Origin of the sequence: Desulfomarina profundi, from assembly GCF_019703855.1 — a bacterium.
Lineage (GTDB): Bacteria > Desulfobacterota > Desulfobulbia > Desulfobulbales > Desulfocapsaceae > Desulfomarina > Desulfomarina profundi.
In genome coordinates, this window is record NZ_AP024086.1 from 2,832,232 (window position 1) to 2,847,812 (window position 15,581).

Genomic DNA, 15,581 nt, shown 5'->3' on the forward strand with positions numbered 1-15,581 from the left:
TACAAGTTTTCTGGAAACAGGGACCACAAAAAAACCATCAAATGGAGATATTATGCTGAGTACAGAAAAACTTTCAAAAGCCTTTCTGGCAATTATTGAAGAAGCGGAAAAAATTCAGAAAAAAGACCTGCCCAAAAAGGCAAATAAACGACTGAAGACTCTTATTTCCATAGCCAAACATCAGAGCGATATCCGAAATATCAAAAAAGGGAAATGTTGCGCTGCTCCAGGTCATCATAAGAGCAAATGCAAGAAAAGCAAGAAATGACAAGGGACATCGAATCTCAATCCCGCAAGCGGCCAGATCAGAGTTTACCCCTTGCCTGCCGGAGATACGCATGACAAAACAGGCATATCTCCGGCCTCATAAATATAAGACTGAGATTCGTGCGCAATCAGGAATTTTTTGCATAACCTTCCTGACCGCAGGAGTGTTATGAAAAGATACGCTGTTTTTCCAGCCGCTTCCGGTTCAGAAGGTTCTCGGCAACATAGAGCAGCAGTGCCATCCATATCAGAGTAAAACCGATAATCCTCTCCCGGGGAAAACTCTCATTATAGACAAACAGACCGAGCAGAAGATTAATTGTCGGTGCCATATATTGGAGCAGTCCCAGAGTGGACAGGGGAATCTTATTGGCCGCGTAACCAAAAAACAACAGTGGCACAGCAGTGATGACACCTGTTCCAAAAAGGAGAAAAGACCGGGCCAGGCCACCACTCAGAAAGCTCCCGCTGCCTTTAATTTCAAGATAGAAAAGAAAAACACACGCCGGTACAAAAAGGACAAGACTCTCAAGACAGAGACCAGCCAGGGGAACCAGGGCCACTTTTTTGTGCAGCAGCCCGTAAAGGGCAAAGGTCACAGCCAGGACAATGGCAATCCACGGGAAATGACCATAATAAAATGTCAGGTAAAGTACTCCGCAGCAGACAAATCCCAACGCTATCCATTGCACAGGCCGCAACCGTTCCCTGAAGAAAACCATGCCGAACAGGACATTGATCAATGGGTTGATAAAATAACCAAGACTTGCTTCGATAATATGACCACTGTTCACAGCCCAGATATAAATAAACCAGTTTACCGCCAGAAGAGAAGCAATAAGTGTGAAAACTAAGACTGTTCTCTTCTCTTTCAACACCTGCCACAGAGACTGCTGCCTCCCAAGTAGGAGAATCAGCAGAAAAGTGACTACAAGGGACCAGGACATCCTGTGACAGAGGATTTCATAAGCGGGTACATCCTGTAGCAACTTCCAGTAAACGGGTAGAATTCCCCACAATACGTAAGAAGCTGAAGCTGCAGCTATTCCACCGTACTTTTCGGTCCTGACCTGTGAAACCATTGTTTCAGCCTTTGTAGAGCAAACCGCTGGACAACCAGTACCAGACAATATATCCGCCGGCCACTATCAGGAACAGGGCGGATATTTTCTGCACATAGGGCAGAACCCGACGCATGGTGGACACCACAACGCCTTCTTTCACAAGGGCTATACCAAGGGTCAGAACGAGCAATACACTGCCCATACCGAGCACATAAATAATAAACTGATAGATTCCAGCCAGAAAATCACCTGCCGTAACCGAACTGCCAACCACAAGAAGGAAAATAGGCAGAGTACAACTGAGGGAAGTGACCCCGAAAGCCACCCCGAAAAGAAAGAAACCGGAAAGAGTCATTTTCCTCGGGTCCCCTATCTTTTCAGCAATCCTCAACATAAACGGCAGAGAATAACTCCTGCCCGTCAGCATCAACAGCCCCAGGAGAACAAGGGCGGCCCCGATGACAAGGGCCAGCCAGGGCATAATCTTCATGATAAAGGAACCACCGGCCGAAATCACCACTCCGACCAGGCCAAAGAGCAGTCCGAATCCGGCAGTCACTACAAAAGTGACCCAGCACGCCCTGATAATTCTGAAAAAATATGATTTTTCCCTGAAATCTCCCTGTTCCGCGCCCAGGTACAGCGTCAGGTAAACGGGCAGCATGGCAAAACCGCAGGGATTTACGGCGGAAACCATACCGGCACCAAAAGCATATCCAAAAGGTAAATAGGTGGCCAACTGCCCAAGTAATTGACTTGCCCCAGCTTGAATTTCCATCTCTCTCCCCTCTTCTCTCCTGTGCTCCCTTCTCCTGAACCCCTGGTGGCTTTGTGATGCAATTCAACTAATATACTGAAAACACAAAATGTTTTTCAATTTAACTTCTTAAAATCAATCACTAATCGCCCTGCGGGGTATCCACTCACGGCTTCAGGCCGAGATCCTGCTCTTCCATGTCAGCCTATGGTATATCTCTTTTCCCAAAATGCAACAACGAGTTTAAGCAAGCACTTATATTGGTACACCAATTCCCGAAGTTGCCTGTTGTTAATTTTTCCGACCACAGTCAACTTTTTCTTGACTCCGGTCGAAAAAGAAGTAAAATCTCGACTGCGGTCAATTTTCAGCCGGGGGAAAAGGACATGTCCATAAGAGAAAAAAAGAAACAGAAAACAAAACAGGCCATTCTGGACGCTGCAATAACACTTTTCAGCTCCAAGGGTTTTGACAACACCTCCATTGAGGAACTGGCAAAGTTTGCCGGTATAGGCAAGGGAACGGTATACAGCTATTTCCAGACCAAAGCGGATATCATCCATGCGTTCTGCGATTATGAACTGGAGCAGATCCACATGAAAATGATGAAAAAAATCAACATGGATGCTCCCATACTGGAACAGATGCTGACCATTTACATGAGTGAATTCAACCATGTTACCCGTAACAGGGAGTTTGGCAGAATTTTCATGCGCAGTGCAGTATTTCCCGATGAAAATGACGTCCAGACAAACCTGGAAATAGATGATAAATATTTTCAGCTCTTTTTTCCTATCCTGGAAAGAGCCAAGAAACGCGGAGAACTGCGCGATGAGATTGAACTGCTTCATATTACGGCTCATTTTTATGGACTCTATATTCTGATTGTCTCCGCCTGGTATACAGGCAGAATCAAAACCGATGAAGTTGCCTCTTCGATGGAACTCCTCTTCTCCCAGGCCCTTGAAGGGTTGCAGCCTAAAACTTAAAATATTCAACCTGAATAAAAAACCATGGTAGAACAAACGTCTTCCCCGCGGAGTACACGGGCAAAAACAGTCCTGTTTATCTGGAATAATCTTCCAAGATTTCTTCTCCTGGCAATGATAGTTCTCATTGGACTTCTTTTTGTATCGATCAATAAAAAGAATGAAATCATTGCCGCAGCCAAAGTTTCCGAGGTTAAACCGGAAAAACCGGCTATCAACGTGGTGACTCTCACCCTCTCTCCGACAACAATACATGACAGGATCAACCTTCCCGGTTCGATAGAACCCTGGACAAGACTGCGACTCATGTCAAAAATAGGCGGAACCATCACTGAAGTTCTGCTCAGGGAAGGAGACCGGGTGAAAAAAGGCGATGTACTGGCCCGTATTGAAGCAACAGATTATAAAATCGCACTGGATCGGGCAGAAGCTGCCTACAAGCTTGCAAAATCAGAATATCTGCGTGACAAATCCATCTACGAAAAAGGCGTCATTCCCACCTCGGCACTGGAAGCCAAAAAAACGACAATGCAAACCGCCAGGGCCGACTACGAAAATGCAAAACTCCTCTACTCCAGAACCACGGTTACTTCCCCCATGGACGGAATAATCCGTCGTATGGATGCCAAGATCGGCCTGCAGCTCTCCCCGGGAGATCCCATTGCCGAAATCCTTGAAATAGACCGAGTCAAAGGTGTTGTGGGTATCCCAGAATCGGATGTAACAGCCGTCCGCAGGCTGGACAAAATCAATATCACAGTGCAGGCTCTTGACAACAGAAAGATCAGCGCAAAAGTCCATTTTCTTTCTCCTTCTCCGGAAACAATTGCCCGCCTCTACAACCTGGAACTGGAAATCGACAACAGGGACGGCGAAATCCTGCCCGGCATGTTTATCCGGGCCGATATCGTGAAAAAGAGTGTGAAGGGAGCCATAGTTGTGCCGTTCTATTCCGTTGTTTCCAGGAATAAAGAACAGTTTGTCTATATTGAAGAAGATGGGATTGCAAGAAAACGTCCGGTGCAGCTCGGCATTATGGAAAAATGGATGGTCAGAATAACAGAAGGCCTCAACCCGGGAGACAGATTGATTGTGGAGGGGCATCGGGATGTTGAAGACGGACAGAAAGTCAAAGTTGTTCAGGCAGTCAGCAGACTTGAGGAGCTCACCCTATGATTATCTCAGACAGTGCCGTCAGAAAAAGCACAACGGTTCTGGTACTGGCCCTGCTCCTGATCATCTTCGGTGTATACTGCTACATGGTCCTGCCCAGGGAAAGTGCTCCGGATATCACCATTCCGAATGTGTTTATCTCAACAAGCTACCGGGGGTGTCCCCTCGGACATTGAAACCTCAATCACCATTGAAATAGAAAAAAAACTCAAGGGCCTTGAGGGCCTGAAAAAAATCAAGTCGGTCAGCTCAGAAGGACTCTCTTCCATCAATGTGGAGTTTGTAACGGGTACCGACATTGACCAGGCTCTGCAGGATGTAAAAGACAAGGTGGATGAAGCCCTGGGCGACCTGCCGGGCGATCTGGAAGATGATCCCTCTGTCTTTGAAGTCAATCTGTCAGAGATGCCCATTGTTGTATTCTCTCTGTCGGGTACCTGTGGCCTGCCCTGCCTGAAAAAAATTGCTGATGACCTGCAGGACGAAATCGAAGGAATTCCCGGCGTTCTGGAGGTAAATGTCACCGGGGGACTGGAAAGGGAAATACGCATTGAAGTCTCTCCTGAAAAACTGGCCTACTACGGCCTGACCATCAACAGTTTCCAGAGAAAGGTCCGAAGTGAAAACACCAATACGTCTGGTGGCAACATTCAGCTCGGTAACGGTCGTTTTCAACTGAGGGTTCCGGGAGAATTCAAAACCCCGGAAGAAATTTACGGTCTGGTCCTTACCACTTACAACGGAGAACCGGTCTACCTCAAGGATGTGGCTCGTGTTATTGACGGTTTCAAGGAAGAGACATCAAGATCCAGATTAAACGGTCGCTCTGCAGTCAATATAGCTGTGAAAAAACGTTCCGGTGAGAATATCATTGCCATCAGCAAAACTGTTGATGAGATAATTAAAAAGGATCAGATTACCTGGCCTGCCGGTACTGAAATAACCAAAGTCCTCGACAAGGCACGGGATATCGAAATCATGGTGGCCGATCTGGAAAACAACATCCTTTCCGGCCTGGTTCTGGTACTGATTGTCATCTTCTTTGCCATGGGAATCCGCAATGCTGTCTTGGTCAGCATGGCTATCCCCTTTTCCATGCTCCTCTCTTTTACGGTGCTCTACCTCATGGGCATAACCCTGAACATGGTGGTACTTTTCAGCCTCACCCTGGCCCTGGGCATGCTGGTTGACAATGCCATTGTCATCGTGGAGAACTGCTACAGATTCATGGAACAGGGTGCATCCCGTGTGGAAGCTGCCATGAAGGCTACCTCTGAGGTTGCCTGGCCTGTCATCGGCTCCACAGCCACAACCCTGGCAGCCTTTTCCCCCATGCTGTTCTGGCCGGGTATTATGGGCGAGTTCATGAAATACCTGCCATTAACCCTGATCATCACTCTGGCCTCGAGTCTTTTTGTGGCCCTGGTCATCAATCCGGCCATGGCATCCATTTTCATGAAAGTAAAATCTCCCGTCGCTCCAGTTACAACGGACGGGAAAGAAGTTACCGACAACTTTGAAAAACCGGCGGAAATCAAAGGAGTTGTTCTTCAGGGCTACAGCAGAATGCTTGATCTGGCCCTGTCAAGACCCCTGGCAACGGTTGCTATCGGTTTCTGTGTCCTTCTTCTTATGTTCCAGGGATGGCTGCTGGTTATCGGTCTTGAAAAACCGGTCGAATTCTTTCCGGAAATCGATCCGAAAGGATTTTATGTCAATGTCGATGCTCCAGAAGGTGCCGATCTTGATTATATCGATAAAATCATCAAACGCATAGAATTTGCCGTAGCCGGTATTTCCGCAAAAGAAAGACGAACTCCTGCAGGAAAAAAACTCACCGTTCTTGAGGCGATGGCTCCCAGGGAATATACCAAGCCGGATGGTGAAAAATATTTTGGTCCCAGCGACCTGAAAAACATAAAAAATGTCTTTACACGGAGTGTCGTCTCTGCCGGCGGAAGCTCGAAATTTTCAGCCAACACCCCCAACCACGTGGGAATTCGTCTTCTGGAGCTGGAGGAACGGTGGCGCTCTTCCCATAAAACAGTGGATGACGTGCGGGAGCGGATAAAGGATATTCCCGGGGCAAAGATCACCATCGCCATGGAAAAGGAAGGTCCCCCAACCGGAGCACCAATCAATATAGAAATAGCCGGAGATAATTTTGCAATTCTGGGAAAAATTGCTCAAAAGATCAAAAATGTCCTGGTCCGGATTCCCCATGTTGAGGACGTACATGACGATTTCGTGGAAGGTATCCCTTCCGTGCAGGTTCTGGTTGACAGGCAGAAGGCCGCTCTTTTTGGTTTGACTACGGATATGATCGGCTTTGCCCTGAAAAGTGCTTATAACGGACTGGAAGTTTCCTCATTCAGGGAAGGTGATGACGATTATGATATCACTGTCCAGTTAGCCAAATCAGACAGAGAAGTCGTTGATGTTCTCCATGAACTGATGCTTCCCACCCCGTCCGGAAAGATGGTCCCGCTCTCCACCGTCGCAAAGATCCATTTTTCCGGCTCCATCGGCGATATCAACCGTATCAATAATGAACGGGTTGTAACCGTTGAAGCAAATGTTGATGAAACCAAAATTCCCGGGGCCGTCGCGCGGGCGCAGGCCGCTGAGATTTTGAAAGATTTCCATCTTCCTTCAGGTTATAGAATTACCTTCACCGGTGAGCTTGAGTCCCAGCAGGAATCCCAGGATTTTCTCACCAGGGCCTTTCTCATTGCACTGCTTCTTATATTTCTGATCCTGGTTTCCATGTTCAATTCGGTGAGCCAGCCTTTTATTATAATGACTTCCGTCATTCTTTCCCTGGGCGGCGCTTTTCTGGGACTGGCCCTCTTCAGGTCTCCATTTGGTATCATTATGACTGGAGTCGGAGTTATTTCTCTGGCCGGGGTTGTAGTGAATAACGCCATTGTCCTCCTGGACTATACCAATCGCCTCAGGGAGAAAGGATATTCCCTGAAAGATGCCATCACATCGGCAGGAGCCACCAGGCTTCGACCTGTTCTCCTGACTGCCATAACAACTATTCTCGGCCTTATCCCGATGATTACAGGAATTTCTTTCGACTTCCATAAAGGTGCGGTTTCCTGGGCAAGCGAATCGAGCCAGTGGTGGCAGTCCATGGCCGTAGTTGTTGTATTTGGTCTTATTGTTGCAACTTTCCTTACCCTGGTTGTGGTTCCGACCCTCTATTATCTCTTTGAACGACTGCCGGAAAAAATCGGCAGAACCAAGCAGGGAATCAGGCGTATTTACTGGAAACCATACCCGTTTCTCGCTGGTGAAAAACATCGGGAGGACAACTGATGTATTACGGAAAAACTATCCTGATTCTTGTATTTTTAAGCTGTACTCTTCCTCTTCAGGCAGGAGAACTCAGTGGAGCAACAGAAGATATAACTCTGAAAAATGCCGTTGAGCAGGCACTGGAAAATAACCTGGACCTGAAACTGCAGAAAGCAGAGATGGAAATAAGCCAAGGCGAACTTCAGACGGCAAAAGGACGATTCGACATTCTCTTTTCGGCAGAAATCGGTGCCGCAAGTAAGGAACAGACCCCATTCATACCCGGTATCGGAGATCATGAAGATACGGCGAAATGGAATGCCAAAACGGAAAAACTGTTCACCACAGGAACGGCTGTAAGCTTTTCCTGGAACAACAGCAGTTATGACAGTAATGCCATGGGCCTTCCCTTCAATCCGTCCTACAATTCCGGCCTGCTGCTGGGTGTCAGACAACCTTTGCTCAAGGGTTTTGGGGAAAACATCCAGACCGCCGAAATACAGGCAATCGAAAAACAGCTGGCTTCCGTCACTCATCAGGTCGACAGCGTAGCGGCCAATCTGGCGGCTTCAGTAAAACGTGCCTACTGGAACCTGGTCTTTGCATGGCAGGACATAGAAGTCCGTAAATTTTCCCTGGAGCTTGCCGAAAAACTGCTCGTTGAAACAAAGGAAAAAATAAACGCCGGCAAACTGGCACCGGTGGAACTCTACCAACCCCAGTCCGAAGTAGCCAAAAGGGAAGAACTGCTGATCTCCGCGGAACGGGCCATCGGAGTAGCCGAAGATGAGTTGAGGCTCCTGCTCAACAGTGAAAACTGGCTTAATTCCTACCACCCCGTGGACAAGCCCGCAACGACACCAATCCAACTGAATCTTCCCGAGATTCTGAAAAATGCCCTTGAGAACAGACCGGATATCAAGGCTGCGGATCTTTCAGTCCGGGCAGTGGAAATCCTGAAAGAAAACAGTGCCGACCAGCTTCGTCCAGACCTGTCCCTGGTCGGGGCCCTGGGGAGAACAGGGACTGAAGAAAATTATGGTGACGCGGTAAACAACAGCCTGGATAATGGAAACAATCTCTGGCAGATCGGTCTTGAGTTCTCCATACCCTTTGATAACAGTATTGCCAAAGGTAACCTGGAAAAAGTCAATGCCCAGTTGAAGATCGCCAGAACCAGGGCAAAACTGTTACGCCAGCAGATCAGAAAGACCGTCAGAACCACGGTCCGTGATGTAAAACTGGCCATGAAAGCCCTGGAAGCGACCCGAAAAACAAGTCTGGCCACCCGAAAACGTCTGGAGGCGGAGCAGGTAAAGTTCAATTCAGGCCGGGCCACAACCCTGGATGTTCTCATCGCCCAGGACGCGTATTCCCAGGCGCTCAGCCAGGAAAATCTGACTACAACAGCCTATGCCAAAACCCTGGCGGAACTGGACCGTATTCAGGGACTCATTACGTTGACTTCCAGCCCTTGAGAGGAAAACTTGCCTGAATTCCAACTTGCAGAAAACCGGACAATACACTATCAGCTCATCGATGGTTCCAGAGAAAAACCTTATCTTGTCTTTCTCCATGAAGGCCTCGGGTGCATTCCCTTCTGGAAAGATTTCCCGGAACAGCTCTGCAAGGCAACCGGGTGCCCGGGTCTGCTGTATGACCGGACCGGATATGGAAAGTCCTCCCCCTTTACCCGCCCCCGTACCATTCATTACCTGCATAAATCTGCCCTCAATGAATTGCCGGTGGTTCTGGAAACCTTGATTCCAGATAAAAAATTCTTCCTTATCGGTCATTCGGATGGAGGCAGTATCAGCCTTATCTTCGCCGCGGAACGATCTTCTCTTTTGCAGGGCATCATCACCGAAGCGGCCCATGTCCGTGTGGATAAAGAAACCCTTGCCGGGGTCAGGGAAGCTGTACAGCTGTGGAATAGAAAGAAATTCAACGCCCTTGCAAAATATCACGGGGAGAAGACCGAGGATATCTTCAGGGCCTGGTCGGAGACATGGCTCAGTGACTGGTTCAGGTCGTGGAATATCGAGTATCTTCTGCCCAGTATCAAGGCTCCCCTTCTGGCAATCCAGGGAAGAGACGATCATTACGGGTCACTGGATCAAGCCGAAACCATAGCCACTCGTCCTGCAGGGCCGGGCAGGGCAGAATTAATTGACAACTGCGGCCATACCCCTCATCTGGAGGCCAGGGATATTATCCTGGATCTTATGACGGATTTTATCGACCAGTTGAAATCCCCGTGATCTGCTGCAGTTTATTTTTTACCTGGTTGTCACGGTAAAATCATCAAAATAGACCACACTGTCGGCCTTAGTCCACAGGCCGACTTTGCCGGATACCGGGGCAGACAACCTGTAGGCCAGATATTGCTTGCCATTCACATATCCCTTTACAAGGTTACCGTCGATCCTTACCTGCAGGCTATGCCATTTTTTCGAGGGAGTGGGAACATTGCGAACCCAGCTGACGGAGCTTCTTCGACCATGTTTCACCCGCCATAAAACAAGGTTGTTCTCAAGAGGATTGGCGCGAACCGTGTAATAATCTCCATTCGGTTTAAGATCAAAAAGAATCCCGGCTCCCTGATCAATTCTCCCTGCAACCCCCTTGAAACGGACCGAAATTATACCACCATTGAAATTCTCCACCTTTCTCCATACGACAAAAGGATAGTAGGCATAGGCCTTGACGTTGTCGAGAAACTCTGCGTACCGGTCCCCGTACAGGGTACGGGCCTTGTCAGCCAGACCGGCAGAGACCTGCCCCCGACTCCATTTCCGGCCATCCACAACCAGAACCTTATTGCCGCTGTCAACACCGATCAGCCAGTTGCCTACGGCCGGAGTAAAAGACAGGGGAGTCGCTCCCACCGTTTCTCCAGAGAAATCATCAACAATCCTTTTTTGGTCTGCTGCTCCCGCACCGGCATCAGGCACGAACGAGCAGGCGGCGAGAAAAAAAAGGAGAAGGACAGTAACAGTCATTTTTTTTATTCTTCCATTGTCTGTGTTCATCAGATTGTCTCCTGAATCTTGCGGCTCAATACCTGTGGCCGGCGAATTCCCCAGGCTGCCAGCAGAAAGAAAAGAGGTAATACAACATAAAACCACCACCTGGCAGAAGCAGCATCCTCAACCAGAGGATGCCCCCTGTACTGAGATACTCCGGCCACTGTCACCTTTTGAGCTGCCAGGGCATGCAGCAATGGCAGAATTTCACCTGGACTGTTGGAGTAACTCTGATCTTTCCTGCCAGCATACTCATATACAATCAATCCATATGTATCATCTTCCGGGGCACCATACAATCCTGTCGCTCCGGTGTCGGCATAAATTATTTTGATATCAGGAAGAATACGCCTCAGTTTCGCCAGAATCCCATGCTCCAGATCATACAGCCGACCGTCTTCTTTTGCCAGATGAACCGTAATTTTCAGCCTCTTCTTCATCTGCTTCAGGAGACGCTCGTCGGCCGGATTGAACGAATGTCTGTGGTTTTCCGTCATATCCAGATATTGCGGAATCTGAAGAAAGCCTGATACGGCAAGAAGAAAAATCAGTGCAGTTGCAAACACTTTTTTCACCCTGGTCACTGTTTTTTGTCCCGGGTGCAGCAGAACAGATGATATTGAAAAAAGAAAGAGAGACAGGCCCAGAAAAACAACAAAACCATCAGATGATAACAGACCGCCTTCAAATCCGCGCAACAGGGTGGTCAAGGACCATCCTCCACCTGCGGCAGTAAAATCCAGTACCCATGATCCGAGGGTGACAGCAAGGCAGATCATTGCTGCTGTCGGAAGCGAGGTGGTAATCACCGTTGCGAACATGGCAATACAGGCAATCACCAGGAAGTACAGGGTATGTCCTGTGAACAGGCAGATTATCTCCGGATAATATATCGCTCCCCCGAGAACGTGCCAGATTATGAATACGGAAATACCCGGCAGAGCTGCAAGAAACCAGACCACGGTCAGCGCGAATATTTTCACTGCATTGAGCAAAAAAGGTGACAGGGGCAGCTGGAGCAACAGTTTTACTGTTCCATCCTGCCTGTCCTGGCCAACCAGCCTGATGACAACAAGTGGAAAAAGAAGAGTCTCCACCAGGTAGCAGGCACCGAAAGTCGGGATGAAAATACCATCCAGAGGATTCATCCCTGCCGCCATCTCGGGATAGGCCAGAGCAGTCCGGCTTGCCTGACTGTAAAGCTCCACCGCCTGGATAAAACTGTAACCGACCAGCAGTGATAGTATCACCAGCATGCCCCACAGGGCTGGTGACATAAGCAGTACTCGCATTTCCTGAACCAGCAGCACACGAAAGAGACGAAATCGGGAAGAAAAACCACCACCCCCGCAATTTCCCCCGCGGCAGGGGTCATCATTGTTCCCTGTTTCGGCAGAGTATAGTCGGCTGAGCCATGAAAATCGGCGCTGTTTGTCAGACAATCTCAAGAAACACCTCCTCGAGGCCGCCGCTGGTCAATCCTGCCTGTTCAAGAAGTTGGGCAAGTGTCCCGATTGCCGCGATCCTGCCATGGTTCAGCAGAATAAAACGATCACAGATCCGTTCCGCTTCAGTCAATTGATGGATGGCAAGCAGTAGAGTACGCCCCCAAGCGTCTCACGAAGGAGTCCCATCACATTCAGGGTCTGGCGAAGATCAAAGCCGTCAAAAGGTTCATCAAGCATCAGCAGCGGCTGTGGCGTAAGCAGGCCGATTGCCAGCAGCAACCTGCGCCGATATCCTCTGGATAGTTGGTTAACCTGCTTTTCCAACACAGGTAACAGCTCGAGCCTTTCAAAGAGCCTGGTCGATTCATTTTTTCCTGCACCATACAGTTGCCGGAAAAAATCCAGCACCCCTGCAACCCTCTGTCCCCCATAGGGCAAAATTGAATCAGGCAGATAAAAAATAAACTCTTTAACCTGCATCTCCGTCAGAATTTGCTCTTTCCAGTGGAGTATTCCCTTATCCGTGGGGGACAAACCTGCCAGACATTCCATCAAAGTTGTTTTTCCGGCACCATTTGGACCGATTATCCCCAGGATTTCACCAGAATAGATCGAGAAACTGATCTCCTCCAGTACCCTGGTCGTTCCCAGGTGTCTGGAAATATTTTCGCTTCGCAATAATTCAACCATTTTTCTTTCTTCACCGTATTCGGGCATGGAGCAGAGATTTCAAGGGACAATGAGAAATGAGGCCTGGAGTTTAACACTATTTCCAGAAAACGTCTGGAAAACATACTGTTTCATCCTCATTGGAATATACGGAATCAAAGTGTCAGATTATTTGTGCGTTAATAAAACAATTTTGCTATATTCTAACTTACTACCACATAATTACAAAATCACAGGGGGATGTTTTAAATAACAGTGAATTACAGAATTGCAGATGCAGGGCCGACTGAAACGAAGGAAGAAAAGTTGGATAAACTCACAATACTCGCTGTTGATGATGACCCCCTGACTCTTTTGTATCTCAAAAAAATGCTGGCCGGTGATTCCAGGCAGATTTTAACTGCTTCCAACGGTAAAAAAGCCCTTGAACTCGCATTCGATCATCGACCACATCTCCTGATCACGGATTGGAGAATGCCGAAACTGAACGGCATTGATCTCTGTAGAATTCTGCGAAAAACCAGGAAAACCCAGCATGTGTATATCATCATGCTGACCGGATGTGAAGCGGACGACGAACTGGTTGAAGCATTTAATGCGGGAGCCGACGATTATATAGTCAAACCCTTTACGCCCAAAGTTCTGCAGGCCCGGATAAGCAGCGGAGAGAGACTGATACGCTACCAGCAGACAATACGGAGGGATCGTGATATCATTGAACAGTATGCAACAGAGCTGGCCGCAGCAAACCGTAAACTGCAGAATATGGCCATGACGGATTTTCTTACCGGACTGCCGAACCGGAGAAACGCCTTGATCCGCCTGAAAAACCTGATAGCCGAAATGGACAGATATGAAGAATCGCTCTCATGCATCATGGCCGATATCGATCATTTTAAGAAAATCAACGATACCTATGGCCACGACTGCGGCGACATGGTTCTGAAAAAAGTTGCATCCATCCTTGAAGAAAAGGCAAGAAGTTATGACATGGTAAGCAGGTGGGGTGGAGAAGAATTTCTTATTGTGTGTGCCAGAAGCAACAGGCTGGAGTCTTTTCAGCTTGCCCACAGACTCCGCCTGGCCGTTGAAAAACATGAGTTCAAATTTACTGAAGGACACAGAGGACATGTGACCATCAGTATCGGCATTGCCACCTGGTCTCCTGATTTTGTTAATGAAGACGAACTGATCAAAGAGGCGGACAACTGCCTTTACCTGGCAAAGAAACATGGCAGAAACCGGGTTATTGCCATCCCGCCCCCAGCAACTGATTTTCTCCGTCCCCGCCCATGAACCGACTCAACCTGCTTCTGTTTTTTTGTCTGCTCCTGTTTTTTTCCCTCACATCCTGCAGACGACCTCCACTCTCCATAACCAGTCCCGACCCCTCAAAGGACACTGGAGAATGTGTTATTCTGCTCCACGGAATGGCCAGAAGTTCCGACTCAATGGAGAAAATTGAACTCGCATTGACAAAAACAGGATATCACGTGGTCAATCTCGACTATCCTTCAACTGGCGAAAAGATAGAGATCCTTGCCGATAGATACCTGCCTCCGGCAATAGAAAAATGCGAACAGCTTGCCCGAACAAAAATCCATTTTGTCACCCATTCGCTGGGCGGAATTATTGTGCGCAGGAGACTGCGTGAGAAAAAACCGGAAAAACTTGGCAGAGTTGTGATGCTCAGTCCACCCAACCAGGGCAGCGAGGTGACGGACGCTCTGAAAGAATGGTGGCTCTATTCCCGACTGAACGGCCCGGCCGGGCAACAGCTTGGTACAGCCCCGGATTCTCTCCCCAACAGGCTTGGCCCTGTGGATTATCCGGTGGGTATCATTACAGGCGACACCCACGCGTTTTTTGACTTCTGGCTTTCTTCATATTTCAAGGGCAAAAACGATGGAAAAGTTTCTGTGAATCGGGCAAAAGTTGACGGAATGAGTGATTTTCTCGTCGTCCATGAATCCCATCCCTTTATCATGAACGCGGATGAAGTTATTTCGGCCACTCTTTTTTTTCTGAAAAACGGCTTTTTTCCGAACCCGTAAACTTTCATGGACAACCACCAGGTAACTCTTTTCTCAAATCTGCAACAAGCAGTAGTGCCATCTTCTGCAGCTCGGTAAAAAAGGCGGGAGCGGTATCCATGCTTTTCCTGCGACCGCAGTTCTCAAGTTTATATGCCAGGTTACGCATCTTTTCCGCCGAAAAATGAGAAACCGCACCCTTGTAACTGTGGGCAGCCTCCCGTAGTGCCGGTCCATCATTCTCCTCAATGGCACGGCTGATAGTTTCAAGCAGCGGCTGATTTTTTTCAATGAACATTTTTGCCAGGCCGCAGAACAGTTCCAGATCACCACCGACAAAGGCAAGGGTCCGTTCCCTGTCCCATACTGCAGCCGGTATGTTCTTGTCGGTCTTTTTCCTCTTTTTCCTTTCCCGGTTTTGGCACCACTCCTCTGTGTTCTGCAATACACCGAGCCAGGGTGCAAGCTGGGTCATCAACAGTTCGGGTTTAATCGGTTTGGTTATAAAATCGTCCATACCTGTTGCCATACATTTTCTTCTTACTTCCCTGCTGTCATCGGCAGTCATGGCAATGATCGGAAGTCTCTTCCTCCCCTCGAGTTCCTCCATGGAGCGAATTTGACGAACTGCCTCGTACCCGCTCATTTCAGGGAGCTGAATATCCATCAGCACCATACAATACTGTTGTCCACGCACCATATGTACAGCCTCCATGCCATTGTCGGCAAGATCCACCTGGAACCCGATCTTCTTCAGCACGGCAGCGGCCAGTTTCTGATTGATGGACTCATCCTCAACAAGGAGTACTGTATTTTTAAGATTCTTTTGCATCGATTCTTCCCAGTCCCCCA

General features: G+C 48.3%; 14 protein-coding genes and 1 pseudogene. 8 read left to right on the plus strand and 7 right to left on the minus strand.

Annotation, left to right across the window (positions count from 1 at the left end):
- Positions 1-52 precede the first annotated feature (52 nt).
- Positions 53-268, plus strand: a complete 216-nt coding sequence (locus LO777_RS13060) for a hypothetical protein (RefSeq protein WP_228854327.1) — start codon at positions 53-55, stop codon at positions 266-268.
- 166 nt (positions 269-434) lie between these two features.
- Here the strand turns inward: LO777_RS13060 and rarD are convergent, their stop codons facing one another.
- Entirely contained in the window at positions 435-1,349 is a 915-nt protein-coding gene (rarD, locus tag LO777_RS13065) for an EamA family transporter RarD (RefSeq protein WP_228854328.1), read from the minus strand.
- 4 nt (positions 1,350-1,353) lie between these two features.
- Positions 1,354-2,109, minus strand: a complete 756-nt coding sequence (locus LO777_RS13070) for a cytochrome c biogenesis CcdA family protein (RefSeq protein WP_228854329.1) — start codon at positions 2,107-2,109, stop codon at positions 1,354-1,356.
- Between the two features lie 365 nt (positions 2,110-2,474).
- On the opposite strand from LO777_RS13070, the gene LO777_RS13075 reads away from it, so the two are divergent.
- The 5 genes and pseudogenes from LO777_RS13075 to LO777_RS13100 all read left to right on the plus strand — a co-directional run bounded on the left by LO777_RS13075 (position 2,475) and on the right by LO777_RS13100 (position 9,814).
- A complete protein-coding gene (locus tag LO777_RS13075) occupies positions 2,475-3,077 on the plus strand; it encodes a TetR/AcrR family transcriptional regulator (protein ID WP_228854330.1) in 603 nt (200 codons plus the stop codon).
- Between the two features lie 24 nt (positions 3,078-3,101).
- Positions 3,102-4,253, plus strand: coding sequence for an efflux RND transporter periplasmic adaptor subunit (locus tag LO777_RS13080; RefSeq protein ID WP_228854331.1), 1,152 nt, complete (start codon positions 3,102-3,104; stop codon positions 4,251-4,253).
- Positions 4,250-7,574: pseudogene (locus LO777_RS20120) on the plus strand (efflux RND transporter permease subunit). Before LO777_RS13080 ends, LO777_RS20120 begins: the two are co-directional and overlap by 4 nt.
- Entirely contained in the window at positions 7,574-9,031 is a 1,458-nt protein-coding gene (locus LO777_RS13095; RefSeq protein ID WP_228854332.1) for a TolC family protein, read from the plus strand. The pseudogene LO777_RS20120 and the gene LO777_RS13095 overlap by 1 nt, the downstream one beginning before the upstream one ends.
- A gap of 9 nt (positions 9,032-9,040) precedes the next feature.
- Positions 9,041-9,814, plus strand: coding sequence for an alpha/beta fold hydrolase (locus LO777_RS13100; RefSeq protein ID WP_228854333.1), 774 nt, complete (start codon positions 9,041-9,043; stop codon positions 9,812-9,814).
- A gap of 18 nt (positions 9,815-9,832) precedes the next feature.
- Here the strand turns inward: LO777_RS13100 and LO777_RS13105 are convergent, their stop codons facing one another.
- Genes LO777_RS13105 through LO777_RS13120 form a run of 4 tightly spaced genes read right to left on the minus strand, consistent with a single transcriptional unit; the run spans position 9,833 to position 12,717 of the window.
- Complete coding sequence (locus LO777_RS13105) at positions 9,833-10,585, minus strand: hypothetical protein (RefSeq protein ID WP_228854334.1); 753 nt, start codon at positions 10,583-10,585, stop codon at positions 9,833-9,835.
- Positions 10,585-12,027 carry an ABC transporter permease gene (locus LO777_RS13110; protein ID WP_228854335.1) on the minus strand — a complete coding sequence of 481 codons (1,443 nt, stop codon included), beginning with the start codon at positions 12,025-12,027 and terminating at the stop codon, positions 10,585-10,587. The genes LO777_RS13105 and LO777_RS13110 overlap by 1 nt, the downstream gene beginning before the upstream one ends.
- A complete protein-coding gene (locus tag LO777_RS13115) occupies positions 12,014-12,157 on the minus strand; it encodes a hypothetical protein (RefSeq protein WP_228854336.1) in 144 nt (47 codons plus the stop codon). Before LO777_RS13115 ends, LO777_RS13110 begins: the two co-directional genes overlap by 14 nt.
- Positions 12,154-12,717, minus strand: a complete 564-nt coding sequence (locus LO777_RS13120) for an ATP-binding cassette domain-containing protein (RefSeq protein WP_228854337.1) — start codon at positions 12,715-12,717, stop codon at positions 12,154-12,156. The genes LO777_RS13115 and LO777_RS13120 overlap by 4 nt, the downstream gene beginning before the upstream one ends.
- Before the next feature lie 285 nt (positions 12,718-13,002).
- Between LO777_RS13120 and LO777_RS13125 the strand changes: the two genes are divergently transcribed.
- Together LO777_RS13125 and LO777_RS13130 are read left to right on the plus strand one after the other, a co-directional pair.
- Positions 13,003-13,992, plus strand: coding sequence for a diguanylate cyclase (locus LO777_RS13125; protein ID WP_228854338.1), 990 nt, complete (start codon positions 13,003-13,005; stop codon positions 13,990-13,992).
- Entirely contained in the window at positions 13,989-14,750 is a 762-nt protein-coding gene (locus LO777_RS13130; RefSeq protein ID WP_228854339.1) for a lipase family alpha/beta hydrolase, read from the plus strand. Before LO777_RS13125 ends, LO777_RS13130 begins: the two co-directional genes overlap by 4 nt.
- A 4-nt stretch (positions 14,751-14,754) precedes the next feature.
- Here LO777_RS13130 and LO777_RS13135 read toward each other — a convergent pair whose 3' ends face one another.
- On the minus strand, positions 14,755-15,561 hold the full coding sequence (locus LO777_RS13135; RefSeq protein WP_228854340.1) for a response regulator: 807 nt from the start codon (positions 15,559-15,561) through the stop codon (positions 14,755-14,757).
- Between the last annotated feature and the right edge of the window lie 20 nt (positions 15,562-15,581).

Bases quoted from the DNA above. Each gene is read 5' to 3' on its own strand.
- LO777_RS13075 (WP_228854330.1), top strand. From the start codon at position 2,475: ATGTCCATAAGAGAAAAAAAGAAACAGAAAACAAAACAGGCCATTCTG.
- LO777_RS13080 (WP_228854331.1), top strand. From the start codon at position 3,102: ATGGTAGAACAAACGTCTTCCCCGCGGAGTACACGGGCAAAAACAGTC.
- LO777_RS13105 (WP_228854334.1), bottom strand. From the start codon at position 10,585: ATGAACACAGACAATGGAAGAATAAAAAAAATGACTGTTACTGTCCTT.
- LO777_RS13070 (WP_228854329.1), bottom strand. From the start codon at position 2,109: ATGGAAATTCAAGCTGGGGCAAGTCAATTACTTGGGCAGTTGGCCACC.
- LO777_RS13060 (WP_228854327.1), top strand. From the start codon at position 53: ATGCTGAGTACAGAAAAACTTTCAAAAGCCTTTCTGGCAATTATTGAA.
- rarD (WP_228854328.1), bottom strand. From the start codon at position 1,349: ATGGTTTCACAGGTCAGGACCGAAAAGTACGGTGGAATAGCTGCAGCT.
- LO777_RS13130 (WP_228854339.1), top strand. From the start codon at position 13,989: ATGAACCGACTCAACCTGCTTCTGTTTTTTTGTCTGCTCCTGTTTTTT.
- LO777_RS13135 (WP_228854340.1), bottom strand. From the start codon at position 15,561: ATGCAAAAGAATCTTAAAAATACAGTACTCCTTGTTGAGGATGAGTCC.
- LO777_RS13120 (WP_228854337.1), bottom strand. From the start codon at position 12,717: ATGGTTGAATTATTGCGAAGCGAAAATATTTCCAGACACCTGGGAACG.
- LO777_RS13095 (WP_228854332.1), top strand. From the start codon at position 7,574: ATGTATTACGGAAAAACTATCCTGATTCTTGTATTTTTAAGCTGTACT.